The organism is Sphingomonas corticis, assembly GCF_012035195.1.
Lineage (GTDB): Bacteria > Pseudomonadota > Alphaproteobacteria > Sphingomonadales > Sphingomonadaceae > Sphingomonas > Sphingomonas corticis.
Genome location: NZ_JAAVJH010000006.1, coordinates 89019 through 102079, shown reverse-complemented (window position 1 = coordinate 102079; position 13061 = coordinate 89019). Strand labels below are relative to the sequence as shown.

At 68.6% G+C, this 13061-nt stretch carries 11 protein-coding genes; 2 read left to right on the top strand and 9 right to left on the bottom strand.

The features are described 5' to 3' along the window. Nucleotides 1–280 precede the first annotated feature (280 nt). From HBH26_RS11330 to HBH26_RS11300, 7 genes are read right to left on the bottom strand one after another with little or no spacing between them, the layout of a single operon-like run. Nucleotides 281–2161 (bottom strand): TniQ family protein, encoded by a 1881-nt coding sequence (locus tag HBH26_RS11330; RefSeq protein ID WP_168134732.1) that lies wholly within the window; start codon nucleotides 2159–2161, stop codon nucleotides 281–283. Beyond that, nucleotides 2158–3963 carry a TniQ family protein gene (locus HBH26_RS11325; RefSeq protein WP_168134731.1) on the bottom strand — a complete coding sequence of 602 codons (1806 nt, stop codon included), beginning with the start codon at nucleotides 3961–3963 and terminating at the stop codon, nucleotides 2158–2160. Before HBH26_RS11325 ends, HBH26_RS11330 begins: the two co-directional genes overlap by 4 nt. Continuing rightward, on the bottom strand, nucleotides 3960–5114 hold the full coding sequence (locus HBH26_RS11320) for a TniB family NTP-binding protein (protein ID WP_168134730.1): 1155 nt from the start codon (nucleotides 5112–5114) through the stop codon (nucleotides 3960–3962). The genes HBH26_RS11325 and HBH26_RS11320 overlap by 4 nt, the downstream gene beginning before the upstream one ends. Then, nucleotides 5111–7354 (bottom strand): Mu transposase C-terminal domain-containing protein, encoded by a 2244-nt coding sequence (locus HBH26_RS11315; protein ID WP_168134729.1) that lies wholly within the window; start codon nucleotides 7352–7354, stop codon nucleotides 5111–5113. The genes HBH26_RS11320 and HBH26_RS11315 overlap by 4 nt, the downstream gene beginning before the upstream one ends. A gap of 2 nt (nucleotides 7355–7356) precedes the next feature. After that, nucleotides 7357–8019 (bottom strand): TnsA endonuclease N-terminal domain-containing protein, encoded by a 663-nt coding sequence (locus HBH26_RS11310; RefSeq protein ID WP_168134728.1) that lies wholly within the window; start codon nucleotides 8017–8019, stop codon nucleotides 7357–7359. A gap of 13 nt (nucleotides 8020–8032) precedes the next feature. Continuing rightward, entirely contained in the window at nucleotides 8033–8776 is a 744-nt protein-coding gene (locus HBH26_RS11305) for a hypothetical protein (protein WP_168134727.1), read from the bottom strand. A 19-nt stretch (nucleotides 8777–8795) separates the two neighbouring features. After that, nucleotides 8796–9194 (bottom strand): hypothetical protein, encoded by a 399-nt coding sequence (locus HBH26_RS11300; protein WP_168134726.1) that lies wholly within the window; start codon nucleotides 9192–9194, stop codon nucleotides 8796–8798. Nucleotides 9195–9338: 144 nt separating this feature from the next. Here HBH26_RS11300 and HBH26_RS11295 point away from each other — a divergent pair, with 144 nt between their 5' ends. Together HBH26_RS11295 and HBH26_RS11290 are read left to right on the top strand one after the other, a co-directional pair. Beyond that, nucleotides 9339–10466 (top strand): hypothetical protein, encoded by a 1128-nt coding sequence (locus tag HBH26_RS11295; RefSeq protein WP_168134724.1) that lies wholly within the window; start codon nucleotides 9339–9341, stop codon nucleotides 10464–10466. Nucleotides 10467–10514: 48 nt separating this feature from the next. After that, nucleotides 10515–11357 (top strand): hypothetical protein, encoded by an 843-nt coding sequence (locus HBH26_RS11290; RefSeq protein ID WP_168134722.1) that lies wholly within the window; start codon nucleotides 10515–10517, stop codon nucleotides 11355–11357. Between the two features lie 16 nt (nucleotides 11358–11373). Here the strand turns inward: HBH26_RS11290 and HBH26_RS11285 are convergent, their stop codons facing one another. Continuing rightward, on the bottom strand, nucleotides 11374–12276 hold the full coding sequence (locus tag HBH26_RS11285; RefSeq protein WP_168134720.1) for a 3'-5' exonuclease: 903 nt from the start codon (nucleotides 12274–12276) through the stop codon (nucleotides 11374–11376). An 8-nt stretch (nucleotides 12277–12284) separates the two neighbouring features. Continuing rightward, the gene (locus HBH26_RS11280) at nucleotides 12285–12905 is read right to left on the bottom strand and encodes a hypothetical protein (RefSeq protein WP_168134718.1); all 621 of its coding nucleotides are present in this window, start codon (nucleotides 12903–12905) and stop codon (nucleotides 12285–12287) included. Between the last annotated feature and the right edge of the window lie 156 nt (nucleotides 12906–13061).

The following is a 13061-nucleotide window of genomic DNA, read 5'->3' as shown; positions in this document are numbered from 1 at the left end:
GGGGATGGACACAGCGCGACGTCCGTCCGGCCTGAGCGAAGTCGAAGGCTACGCGCCACGGTGGCGGTGCTTCGACTTCGCTCAGCCGAACGGAGGTGGGATAGAGGCGCGACATCCGCTCAGCCCCGCCGGGACGAACGGAAATGTTTGCGACGGTGTTCACGAAACCAATTGTCTGCGGAGCCAGCTCACGCAAAATCAACAGGTTAGCGCAAAAGTGGAACGAATTGGCTGTTCCCGCCGAAACCAATAGCCTGCCGAAACCGTCATTTCGAAATCATTATACTGCCGATCTCTCCAGGCAATAGGCGAGAACGGCCGTGATCGCCTCGGGACGAGGAAAAAGACGAGTATATTTTGAAGGCAGCAACGGTTCGAGGCCGGAGTCGCGGAGGACCCAACGTATTCCGCGAAGGCCGTTGTGCAGGGGGTGAATCGCCGCCAAGTCCTCAAGCGTGGCATATTGCTGAGAGAAGGCATGGGCGTCTGCGTCCGCCACGAAGTTCTCGCGGCGCCAACGGGATGAGGGAATCAGCCCCTGCGCGATTATGTGCCGGGCTGTCGTCGGAGACACGCCGATCGCCCGCGCCAGATCGAACTGATCTAGCTGGGCTCCACAGCGGCGCGGCGCGGCCTTCGGCAGGTCGGCCCGCGCGACCCGCAAATCCTTGATCTGCAAGCGGCCGGCGGTGCTGCGGGTGGCGCGCAACTCACCATGGATGATCCGGTCGATCAGACAATGGAGCGGGCGCCTGGACCACCTGACCGCCGCGTCGAAAACATCGATCCACACCAAGTCTGCGGTCGGCGGAACCAGCTTGGCCTCGATCCGGTCCAGCCACTCGTCGAGCTCGACCTGATAAAAGTATTTCACGTGATGCCTCTCCGAATACCAGACCGGCATCACAAAACGTGCGCCCACCATCCTAGAGAAGAAGGGATGGGATAGTCCGACATAGGGGGCGGCTTCCGTCGCAGCGAGCAGCGCACCGGCAGCGCGACCGACATTCTTGGCATCCTGCCGCCAACCCCGTTCAGGCAGCGCGCCGGGCAGTATGCGTTCGAACCGCTGCCGCTCCGGCACCGTCAGCGGTATGCGCGTGTAGATTCGGTAACTCGGATGCTGGCCGTGATCGCCGTAGCTGGGGCGTTTCAGAGGATCGTTGCGGCGCAGGTGCTCCCGCAACACTTCATCTATCACCTTCCGAATCGGGTTGAAGTGACTGCCGAGCCACCTTCCAAACGGGTGGCCATACAGTGACGACATCGAAGCTCGGTGCCTTGGTGGGGCTTGGCTCGCGAGATCGTCGAGCAGCACCTCGATCGACCGTGAGCCGTCACGGCAACACTCGAGACCGCGACTGACGATCAGGCCCAGTTGGTCCGGGGCCATCTCAGGACTTTCATTCCTCTGGGCGCGCATCCCGACATCCCCGGCGTCGATGCCGAACACCGCACTAGCGCCGAGCCGACTCATGACAGAGAAAGCCTGGGTTATGCCGACGGCGTCGAGTGTGGCACATGGGATCCGCTCGCCGACGCCGATACGGCCGGTGAGATAGTCGCTCCCCGCCATCGCCGTCTCGGTCAACGGCACCGCGTCCGCATCCCACAGCCACGCGCCGCAGGCGTGCCTATGCATCGGAAGGCTGTCCCAATGAATACCCTCCTCGCACCCGGGACAGCGTTCGATCATCGCGCACCGGTGCTCCGGGCATGCGTAGAAAATCGGTATCGACCACCACGAGCGATGATACGGCCCGTTGGAACGCGGTTCATCGGGCTCCAGGCGCCGAAGGTCGTCCCGGAGGCACATCGGGCAGAACCTGCGCCATTGCGACCTGGCCCTGATGATGCTTATCGTCGTGTCGCGATATTGAACGACGCCATGCCGGTCCGCCGGACGCTGCGACCATTGCTCCAGGGCCTGCCGGTCAGCTCCCGCGAAAGCCGCCAGACGGGCGATCGACGGGGGGTCGAACACGGCCGCGTCCGGCAGCGACATCCACTTCGTGAATTCCTGAAGGCTCGCGCATCCCAGGCGATCCGCGGACCGCAGCGCCAGTTCGCGCGCACCTTCGAAAGGCTTGTGCCTGATCCGCAGCACGGCCCGATCGGGAGCGGTGGAGGCTATCGACCGGGCAGTCGGCCCCAGCGTCACGATCTGCCTGCACTCGGCAAGTCCACCAGCAACGCGGCCCTCGCGGTCGTGCGGTCGTAGAACAGCTGGCGAAAAGCAGGAGGGGACAGCTTGGGCGCAATCTCGGCGCGGCGCAACCTGGCCACGACGCTCCGCGGGGACGTTCCGAACTCACCCGCCAGATCCCGCGGCGTCGCGTTGGCGCTCGTGAAGTCCACGAGTCCCTGATCGGTGACGGTGCCAGCCGGGCCCAGCAGGCCTGCGCGCACCAGTGCCGATGCGGCCTCGGGATGAATGGTCAGACTCCTCGCGACACCCCCCACAGTCAGCGGATCGGGATCGCGCAAGGCCTTCATCTCGCGGCACGAGACGACGATGGACGTCAGGCGGCCCTTCTCACCGCGAACACCGATGGGCGTGAGGGTTCCCGAAGAAATGGCATGGCAGACGTCGATGAGCGAGACCGAGAAGTTGCGGCAGGCGGTGGGCAGCGGCAGGCAAGATGCAGGCGTCCTCGACAGGTCAGGGACTCCCACGGCGAGGGACGCGACCCAGGCAACGAGCCGTTCGACATCGTATAGCGCGCCGGATCCCAGTCGCCCGGCCTCCTCATCGGGCGCGACGAACCCGACGGCGACGAGCGAGCGAAACTGGCTCCTGCCGATGCCGAGCAGCATGGCCGCCGTCCGTCCATCCACGAGCGACCCCAGGCGGCGCGCCAGTTCCTGGGCAGCGTCGCGATCGATGGCGAAGTTGACGCCGCGACGTGAACCCGTCGGCACGAGCCCAGCCCGGGTCGCGATGCGGCGCGTGCGCTCGTGTCCCATGCCGAGCATATCAGACGCCTCGCCGAGGGTCACCGCGTTCTCGGATGCCTGCAGCTCGTCGGTCGCGATGATGCCGCGCCCCGCTGCGTGACGGAGAAGCGCATCTCGCAGGATCCCACCGCTGTGGTCGCCGCCCGGCGGCGCCAGCCAGCTGCGGTAGGTCCATCCGTATGAGGCCATGAGCCCCACGGCATCGCCACCCGCGCCTGCGACCACATCATCCAGGACACTAGGAAACGAGGTCTCGACAGTGAGTGCGGTGTGGAAGCCGTCCGCGGTCAGGCCGACGAGATCGGCAGCGGCGACGGTCGGACGAGAGGTGGCGAAGCCCAATCCGCATTGACCGAGCCGACCCATCACGGCCGCGGCGCGGGCGAGGGTGAGCGCGTCGAGCAGCGGGACCGCCTCTCGCGCCCCACCTTCCAGCCGGGCGAGCAGATACGCGTCTCCGTCGCAGCGGAGCGATCCACCGTCATGTTCCAGCCAGAGCGGAGCGCCGCACCTGCAGACGTCCACCGACGGCGATCGCCAATCCACCTGCTCGCCGCACGCATCGCAGGCGCCGACCAGGAGCGACCGGTGGATCGGGCACGACAGCACCATGGTGGCGTCCCACCAGGGCCGGTGCCAAGCGGCGTATCGCTCGGCAAGACCCCCGGCACGCGCTGCCGACCGGTCCTCCGCCAGACAACGGGGACAACGCCGACGCGGCGAGACGGACAAGTCCCCTCGTCCAAGCGTCTCGCCCATCAGCGTCAGCTGGCCCGGCCGCGACCCGCGGCTCGCGGTGGACCGCGATAGCGTCACCGCGTCGATGCCGATGGCGGTCGCGAAGCGGTCGAGCCCTTCCCCCCGGGCGAGCGCCGAAATCTCGAGGCCGAGGTCGGCCGCGAGGGTCGCCGGTGTGAGCCTGAGCCTCGTGGCGGTGCGGGCCAGCAGACCGTGCGCCGGCTCCTTCGATACGGAAGGCACGCGGAGGGCGATCGCTCCGCTCACAGCGACAGGCCCTGCGCGGCGCGCTTCGGCGCCCGACGGATGCCGGTCTTGCGCGACCGGTCGACGGGTGGCGCCGAGTAGCGCGCCTTCCACATCGCCTTGAACTTGGCGGCGTCGACTAGGAACGGGTCGTCACGTCCGCCGACGGGCGCGACGAAGATGTCCGGATCGTCGGCGACGAGGACCGACGCTGGGTTCTCGAGCCGGAACGCGCTGGAAAGCATCCTTCGGTCGATCCCGCTCGCACCGGCCTTCAGCGCCAGCTTCAGTGCCTGCGACAGGATCTTCGTGAGCAGACCCACCGAACCCTCCGACGCGAAGTACAGCCGGCACGCGAGTTCCATGTCGGTGCTGAGCGCGGCGTCGGTGCCGAACCCCATCGCGTCCTCGAGTTGGCCGAGGATGTCGAGGAACTCGAGCTGCTCGTCCGGATCGGACCAGGAGTAGGGGCGCAGCTCCACAAGCGCGTCGGTGCGACGCTTCAGCGCCTTCGACGTGCGCAGCTCCTCGAGCAACTCCTCCCCTGCCATGGCGATCGGGACGCCGCAGCTGTTGAGCAGGAACTTGAGGAACTTGCCGTTGGCACGAAGCCCGGCCTCCCCTTGGCCATCGACGAACGAATGCGCCTCGTCCAGCATCAGTAGTCGGGTCTCGAGCTGCTGGAACTGATATCGCAGCCGGCTCGCCACGCCGTTGCGGGTGAGCCGCTTCGGAACGGGCGCGCCGACGGCGCGCATGATCTCCACCACCGTCTGCTTCGGATTCGCGAAGTCCGGCACATCCAGCCTGACGACCGGCCGACGGTCGCCGTAGCGACCCGACGTGTCCACCTGCATCTCCGGCAAAGCCTGGATGCTGGTAAGGACGTGGCTCTTCCCGGTGCCCGCGGGGCCGACGATCATGACGCAATACTGCGTGAGCGCCCCGCCGCCCGGAGATGCGTCCTCGAGCCCATCCTCTGAGAAATCGAACGGCGCGTCGTCTTCCACCAGGTCGGAGGGCGGGCCGGCGTCCGGCCCGACGGGCATCGCCGCAGGACGCCGGAGTTCGAGGTCCAGGATCGCGTCCTGGGCCGCGACGAACTGCGGGTGGCGGATGACCAGGGTCTCCAGCCGCAGGATGCGCGCCTTGATCTCATCCCGGGTCATCATGCGATCCTCCCCGCTCGCCGGGCCGCGAGCCTCGCCTGGACCTCCGCCGCCGCCCTCTGCGCGGGGGTGATCGTGGGCGCCTGCACACCCTGGTGCGTGAGTCGCGGAACGCCGCCGCCGAGCGGATTGCCGGACCCGTCGACCAGCGCCGGGACGGGCGTCGCCGAACCGGGAAGGCGCAGCGGCGCAGGCTGCGAGAACGTGATGAGGCCGCCACTGTCGGTGCCGCCGGTGACGACGGGAAGGACGGGCAGCAACGGGGCGGGGAAAAGGCGGATCGGGGTGAGGAAAGCGCCCTGCTCCAGGTAGCGCGCGAGCTTCACCTGGGCGGTCTTGGTGCGACCCTGCCTGCCCCGCCCGATGATGAGGTCCCGATCGGCCTGCGCGGCGGCGCGGGCGCGCTCTAGGCCATCCTCCGTCACCACGCCCCCGCGCGCCATCTCCCCGGCGAGCTGGGCATGGAAGGTATGCTGCCACGCGGTCGTGCCGTTCGCGATGTCCGGCCGGGTGCACCACAGCGTGAGCCACTCCCCGGTGACGTGGTCTAGGAGGTCCACCCCCGCGAGGTCGTAGGGGTCGTAGCGCACCTCATACCAGTCGAGGTCGGACCCATGACGGTCGCGGATGGCTCCCAAGCCCGGTCCGTTGTAGTTCAGGCCGTGCACGCGGATGCCCATGTGCGACACGCGGCGGCGCACGCTCACGCCGAGCAGGCGGCGCAGCCCGCCGGTCGAATCTACCGGCGCGACGCCGAAGTTCAGGTCGACCTGCGACTGCCAGAACTCGCCGGGCGCCATCCGCCCGTCGAGTCCGGAATGCCCACTGGGATGATAGTCGCGGGCGATCCACGTCACGATGTCGTGACGGAACTCGGCGTAGCCAACGGTCGCGTTCTTCCGGCCGTCATACTCCTTCAGATCCCACGAGATGAGACCGTCGCGGTAATCGTAAGCCTGGAGGGCGAAGCGCTTGAACAGCGATTCGATGCGACCCTTGAGCCACGGACTGAAGCCGGGCAGGCTGGCGATCTCGAAGTGGAGGAGCTGCGCCGATCGCCGGGCGGCGTGGCTGATGAAATCCATCCCGCGGTCGGTGTAGGCCCAATCCCACTTCCCGTGCTGATCCCAATCCAGTCCTGGATAGGCGGTCATGTCCTTCGGCCACAGCGCGTGCGCGATGCAGCGCGACAGCGTCGCCCACGACGGCGGGAGGAAGGAGATATGGCAGCCCAGGATGCACCGGGTCAGCCGGTCCATGATCATCGTGATCCAGGGCCGGCCGAGCAGGACCCCGCTGGCGTCGTCGACGACGTTGAGGTTCGCGAGCGTGTGGTCGATCTCGACCTGCTGCAGCAGCCAATCGGGGTCGGGCACGTATTCGTTGATGCGGCACGCCTGATCGGCGGCCCGCTGACCCTGCTGCGACCGAAGGGTCTCCCTGCGGTTGGCGGCGGCGCGGACCTTCTTCGCGAATGTGACCCTGCTCGGGACTGGCTGGCCCACGCTCTTCAGCTCGCGTTCCAGCAGCCGGTGATAGGCCGCGAGGTTGCGAATGGGACCCTTCTCGAGCGCCCGGGCGATGAACTCACCCATGACGGCCTCAACCTGGGGCGTCAGGTGGGAACCGCGATAGCCCTTGCGATCATCGTAGGTGACGAGAGCGAGCACGCTCTGGCCCATCTCCAAGTAGCGGGCGATCCACTCGGACATGGTCCGCGCGCAGGGCGCCGTCGCGGACGCCGTATCCTGCGGGCCTGAACCCGCCTCGATCGGCAGGCCGGCGGCCCGCCGCGCCTCGAAGGCGGCGCGCGCCGCCTGCCTGTCCTCCTCGGCCCACCTGTCGCGGTTTTCGTCGAGCACGGCGCCCGGCACATCTTGGAGCACGCTTCCGACAGGCTCGCGGGCGCGGATAGCCTTGAGGCATGCCTTCACCATGACCTCGCGCCGCAGGGCCCGGCGCTGCCGGTCCGGCGATTGCGCGTCCCAGGCCATCTTCATGCGCTGGCGCCGCGCCTCGTCGAAGTGCGCGGCGTCGAACGGCTTATACTCGAGCCGGCCAGCAAGGTAGACCTCGAGGATGTCATCGGCCGCGTGGAAGCGGCGTTCGCCCGGCTCGTCGTTCGGCTCGAGCAGATAGCCGTCCCGACGGCGCTCGCGGACCGTCCACCAGCGCTTGCCGCCATGGATGTCGGTAATGACGATGGTGTGGTTCAGTCCGAACCTGAGCGGGGCGCTGCCCATCGCTACGCAAGCCGCAGCATGGTGTCGAAACCGATCGCGATATCGAGGTCGACCCGGCAGCGCCGCGCCGCCGCCAGGGCGAGCGCGGCGTAGTGGCCCGCCGGTCCGAGGCCGGATTCGCGGGATATCTCCGACAGCGGCAGCGTGCCCCGCCGGCCCAGCAGATCCACCACGACAGCGACGTCATCCACCCGGGAGCGGCGGAACGCGTGCCGCAGGAGGTTCGCATTCCTGAGACGGACCGGATCGCCATACCAGCGGTCCGTCACGATCTCAAAGTCGGCACCCCGCTCCGCGCAGGCCCGCCGGATCGGATCGACCCGGCCATCGAGGTCCGGCTTCTCGGCGAGCTTCCCGTCGGGCTTGACCTCGCGGTAGGTGACGCGGCCGTCCCTCCACCGGATCTGCACGTCGGGCGTGTAGGTGCCGCCGTCGTCTAGCCGCATTCGCTCCGGCTGCGTCCTGTAGGCCACAACGTCGAAGTCGACGTCGAGAATGATGGCGGTCCGCATCTCGCCAAGGCTCTCGAAGACATGGCACACAGAATCCCGGATCGAGACCAGCTCGCCGGTGATCGATCGGGCATTGCGCCGCGTGCGGGGATCGCGGACGGGATCGTAGCGGATGCCGAAGGCCAGCTCGTCCAGGCAAGCGTCGTCGGGCATCGCGAACGCGAGTTCAGAAGACATCGTCGGACCCCCGGGTGATGACGCTCTCGTCCCGCAACTCGCCGTCCGCCGACCGCAAGGTGCCGAGCCGGAACAGATACCGCAGGGCGGCACCGGCCGCCCCACGCGAGCCGAGGAAGGACACGAGGTATCCGAACGTCGCGGACGAGCCGGGTTCCCGGAAGATCCCCATGATGCGATCGGCGTCCCCCAGGATGCGCGCCCGCCGCCGGACCTCGTCGCGGCGGCGGGCACGGGCATCGCGTTCCGGCCGTCCCGAGTAGAGTTCCGCGAGGTCGCGCTCGCCATGGCTGCGCGCCGCGGGGAGCAACGCGGCCATCGGCGTCCGCGATGCGCCGCGCGGGAAACTGACCTCGGCATGCGCGTCGAGCCACGCCCGCTCGCCCTCGATCGAGACCGACCCCGACAGCGTGATCAGGGGCCTGCCGACGGGCGAGCCGTCCTCGCCCAGCACCAGCAGGTTGACCGGTATCTCGCGCTTGAAGACCATGCGGCCGACGCGCCCGCCGTCGAACCAGCGCTGCATCGCGGCCATCCGTCGGCGCACCGCCTCGTAGGATACGGGACACAGCCCCGCCTCCCGCAGCGCCCTGAGGACATGGTCGTGCGCGCGCCTCGCACAGGGCGGCAGCGGCGGCCGGAATTCCGCGCCGATCGCGTGCGCCAGCACCGCCTCGACATGGTCGCCGAAACGACCTCCGATGAATGTCCGTCCGTCGAAGCTCAGCGACATCTCCGCCTCCTCCTCGCCGTCACTGCCGACGGAGCGCGATGAGCGACGCGTCCGTCAGATAGCCGGGCGTTGCGACGTCCACGGATCCGGACCCGAGGAGGACTAGGACCGCGAACCGCGCCGCGACGCGGGACCCGAGCGCCGCGGCGACGTCGCCGAACGGCAGCGAATCCGCCGAACCCGACAGCAGCGCGAGGACACGGACCGCGGCCACCGGGTCGACCTCGCTGATCAGCGCGTGGGCTGCCAGGGGGTCGAGCACGCCAGAACCGCGCCGCGCGGCCGCGGCTGCCATGGCCGTGCGACCGACCTCAAACATCATCGCGCGACCGACGCGTTCCGGTCCGGCGGCCTGCGGACGCCGCTCGGGCCGCTCCGTGCCACGCTGACGGCGATCCATCATCTCCAAAGTAACCATTCCAACCATGCTCCCCGAGTCCGTGTGAGTGAACGTGAGTGTAACATCAGGGAAAAAGTCGTGGCGTGTCAACCCCATTCCAACCACGTTCCTTCGTGGCATCGCAACCTGAAGCGTTTCTTGCTGCCGGGCGAACCATCGCCTATGGTGCAGCGCCATGATGCAGATGCGTTCATGACGGCCGACGGCGACGACTGGCGGGACGACCCGCGCTGGCTGGAGCTCACGCTCGAGAAGCGGGCCGCGGCGCTTACCCGCATGGCCGTAATCGAGCGCTACCTCTCGATGGAACGGCGCTCCGCCCAGGAGGCCGACCGCTGCGCCGCCGAGCTCGGGATCGGCAGGTCGCGCTTCTACGGGCTATGCAAGCTGTGGGAGCGGAGCAGGTCCCCCGTCCCGCTGGCGCCCTACAGCGAGCCCGTCGTGCCCAAGCGCCCCTCAGTGAAGGCCGAGCGCGCTGCCGAGATCGAGACCAAGGTCGGTAGCGCGCTCGCCTCGACCCGCGACCGGACGCCCAACGCCATAGTCGACACGGTCGCCCGGGACTGGGGCGAGGGGACCGCGCCGCCGGCGCGAGAGACGCTGCGCCGCTTCGTCATGCAGGCCATAGCCAGGGAGGAGACCGACGGGGGCGAGGTGCTTCGCCGCGAGGCGAACGAGGTCGCCCGCGGCTTCGGCGAGGTCGTCGTGTTCGACCATTGCTTGGTCGACATCTTCGCAGATGACGGGCCGCTCCCCAGGCGTCCCACCCTCACGCTCGCCATCGACCTGTTCACCGGCGCGCCGATAGGCCACGCCGTCGCCATGGCGCCGCCAGGCCCGGGCATGATCGTCGCCGCGATCGAAGATGCGACGCGGCGCTCGGCGAGCCTGGCCGGCGACCCGGTGCGGCCGCGGATCATCGTCGGATCCAGCTATTCCGCCGACTGGACACGGCTGATCGAACGCTTCAGGTCGTCGGGCATCGTGATGTCGGGCCGCCGTTCGCCCCAACTCCCCTTCGGCGCCCCGACAGCCCGACTCGTCGGGCCACGTCTCGGGCGGCTGCGTCTGCTCGCGCGCGCCGGGCACGAGGAGGATGGCGCCACGGCTGGCTTCGATCCCGCGAAACACCCCGTGCTGACCATCGAGCAGGCGCGGTCCGTGATCGTCACCAACATCGCCTCGGTGCTGGCCGACCGCCTCGGCGAAGACGGCGGTCGTCCCCTGCAGTTCGACCTCGTCAACGAAGTCGACGGTGTGGATTGGGGCCGGGACGGCAACGAGACCTAAGCACGCCCCGTTAACCCCATATACGGCGATCCCGCCTATCCACGCAGGATGCCGCAACATCCCGAAGTCGAATGGCTGCTCGACCTGCTTCCGCCGCACAGGCGCGGCGAGGTGGCGGCGGCGATCGCTGATGCCGGCATAACGAGGCTGCCGCCGAGGACGGTGGGAGGCGCAATCCATCGGGGATACCTGATCGACGTCGACCAGCGCCGGATCGTCGTCCCCGATGCCTTCGGCCCCAAGCGACGCGCCAGGCGCATGCTCGATCTCGCCGAAGCCCTCCGGGCGGCCCGTGGCGCCGAGATCCGCGAATGCCTCATAGCCATCGACGGACGCCTGGCATGGGATCCGCCGGCCTGGGCCTGGCGCTGCTCCCGGGTGCTTCGCGACGCGCTAGCGATGGCGGGCATGACGGCCGAGACCATGCTCGAGCACGTCCGCTGGGCGCCGACCAACAGCAACGCGATGCCGATCGCGATATACGCCAATGATCCCGCCATCGGGAGGCCGAAGCAGATCGCGTCGCTCGACGTCGAGCGCCCGCCGACCGGCGACCTGCTGCGCGCGACGATCGATCTGGGTGGTGGTGTCATCTACCGCGAGGGCGGCGACAAAACCTTCCTAAAGACCCGGCACGAGGTCTTGGCGAGAGGCAGATCGATACCCGCCACGCTGGCAATCGGGCTGAGCGGACGGCCGGTATCGGCGCTCGTCGGTCACCCGCTCCTCGACCGGGCCGGCTACACCATACGGAAATCCTGGACGGGGCAGAGATACACGCGCGCGATCATCGAGGTGCCGGAATGCTCGCTCGCCCGCCTGCCGAGCCGGTTCGCCGCGATCCTGCCCGACCACGACCGCTCGGATCTCGCGGCCTCGCCCTGGAGGTGAAGGGATACGGGCGAGCTCAGTTCAAGCGACGGTAGCGGCTACCGGCGTCGACCCGGGACACGACCGGGCCGGATGCGCGGGCGCGGTGCCCGTGGGCATATACCTCGCGATCGAGCCATTCGCGCTCGTCACCCAGCGCTTCGTCACCGACCTCCCGCATCCAGACCTTCGCGGAACCGTTCCAGAAATAGCCGCGCTGGCGCAGCACGTCCTTCCGGTCGAAGTGCGCCCCATCGGCACGCACCAGCCAGCCGCACCGATCGGCCCCGGCGAGGACGTGCGACAGCACGGTCGATCCGTCGCCGAACTGGTGGCGCAGCAGCTCGATCAGAGCGTCGACGTCGTCGCCTGCACGGTGCGCCGCGTAGAACCAGCCTGCCTGGTCGAGCAGCCAGCGCAGCGCCCGCCCCTCGTAGCCGGCCCCGGCCCAGTCGACCTCCTCCATGCTGCACGACCAGCGCAGGCCGGCGACCGCGGGCAGGCGGCCCTCGACGAACGGGCGGTCGAACCGGCTGTTGTGCGCCACCACCAGCGACGCCGACAGCAGCAGCGTGGTGGCGGCGTCGCCGTCTATGACACGGCCCGCCAGATCCGCGTCGGTCAGGCCGGTGAGGCGGGACACGACTGGATCGAGCGGCGCCCCCGGATCCTCGAGCCAGGCGAACGGCGCGTCGAGGGCGACGATCTTGCCGTCCGCCGTGAACCTGAACCGCCTCAGCGCCAGCTCGATGACGCTGTCGACGGCCGGGTCGAGCCCGGTCGTTTCGGTGTCGAGACAGATGCCGATTTTCGATCCCGCTATCGGGCCGAGCGGCACGCGCCCGTCAGGCAGTGCGACACGCTCGAGCACCCGGAACCGGCCATCGGCCGCAAGCAGCCGCCGCGCGGCTTCCACGTCGGATTGGACGGCTTCGGCCACACCGTGCCTCAATGCACGGTATGGCTGGTCGCTGCGACCTGGTTGAGGAGCAGCAGCAGGACGCGGCGGAAGCCGACCTCGCCGTCGTCCACGAGCAGGTCGCGGATCGAGCGGCCGCCGAACGCGGCGCGGTCGTCGCCGACCCACGCCGCCGCCTGCGCGTCCTCGACGCCCACGATGAGTCGCAGGTGCTCGACCACCACCAGGCGACGCGCGCGCTGGGCGACGACGGCCGGGATCGTCTCGCCGTCGTCCTGCGCTGCCTTCCCGATCCAGAGGTCGAGGGTCTGCGCCCCGACGCCCAGCACCCGCGCCGCCTCGGCGCTGTCCCAACGCCAGTGCCACATCAGGTAGACGAGGTCGGCGAGCAGCAGCGCGCGCCGGTCCGACACCTCGTTGGCGCGCACGTAGCCGGGCGTCGGCCGGTGATCGGCGTGGGTCGAGATCCACATGTCGCCCCGCTCGAGCGAGAGCTCGCCCATCGGCCGCCCGTCGCGGCACCCGGCCACATAGACGAACACGTCGGAATACGAATCCGCCCCGACGGCGTCCAAGGTCACGACCACGTTGGTCAGCATGTCCATGAGCTGCGGCAGGCCCTGCGCCTCCGCGGTGGCAATCTCTCGCATCAGTCGTCCCTTTCGTCAGTTCCTTCCGTCGGCCGGGCGCAAGCGCGGCGCACGAAATGATCCCGTGCACTTAAACCCTGACATGATGTCAAGGTTATGTCAAGAACAATCTAGGAACATCAGCCCGCGCCCACTAAATGCGGACAAGGCGGTTAT

Bases quoted from the DNA above. Each gene is read 5' to 3' on its own strand.
- HBH26_RS11320 (WP_168134730.1), bottom strand. From the start codon at position 5,114: ATGATGACCCGGGATGAGATCAAGGCGCGCATCCTGCGGCTGGAGACC.
- HBH26_RS11315 (WP_168134729.1), bottom strand. From the start codon at position 7,354: ATGGGCAGCGCCCCGCTCAGGTTCGGACTGAACCACACCATCGTCATT.
- HBH26_RS11310 (WP_168134728.1), bottom strand. From the start codon at position 8,019: ATGCCCGACGACGCTTGCCTGGACGAGCTGGCCTTCGGCATCCGCTAC.
- HBH26_RS11305 (WP_168134727.1), bottom strand. From the start codon at position 8,776: ATGTCGCTGAGCTTCGACGGACGGACATTCATCGGAGGTCGTTTCGGC.
- HBH26_RS11300 (WP_168134726.1), bottom strand. From the start codon at position 9,194: ATGGTTACTTTGGAGATGATGGATCGCCGTCAGCGTGGCACGGAGCGG.
- HBH26_RS11295 (WP_168134724.1), top strand. From the start codon at position 9,339: ATGGTGCAGCGCCATGATGCAGATGCGTTCATGACGGCCGACGGCGAC.
- HBH26_RS11290 (WP_168134722.1), top strand. From the start codon at position 10,515: ATGCCGCAACATCCCGAAGTCGAATGGCTGCTCGACCTGCTTCCGCCG.
- HBH26_RS11280 (WP_168134718.1), bottom strand. From the start codon at position 12,905: ATGCGAGAGATTGCCACCGCGGAGGCGCAGGGCCTGCCGCAGCTCATG.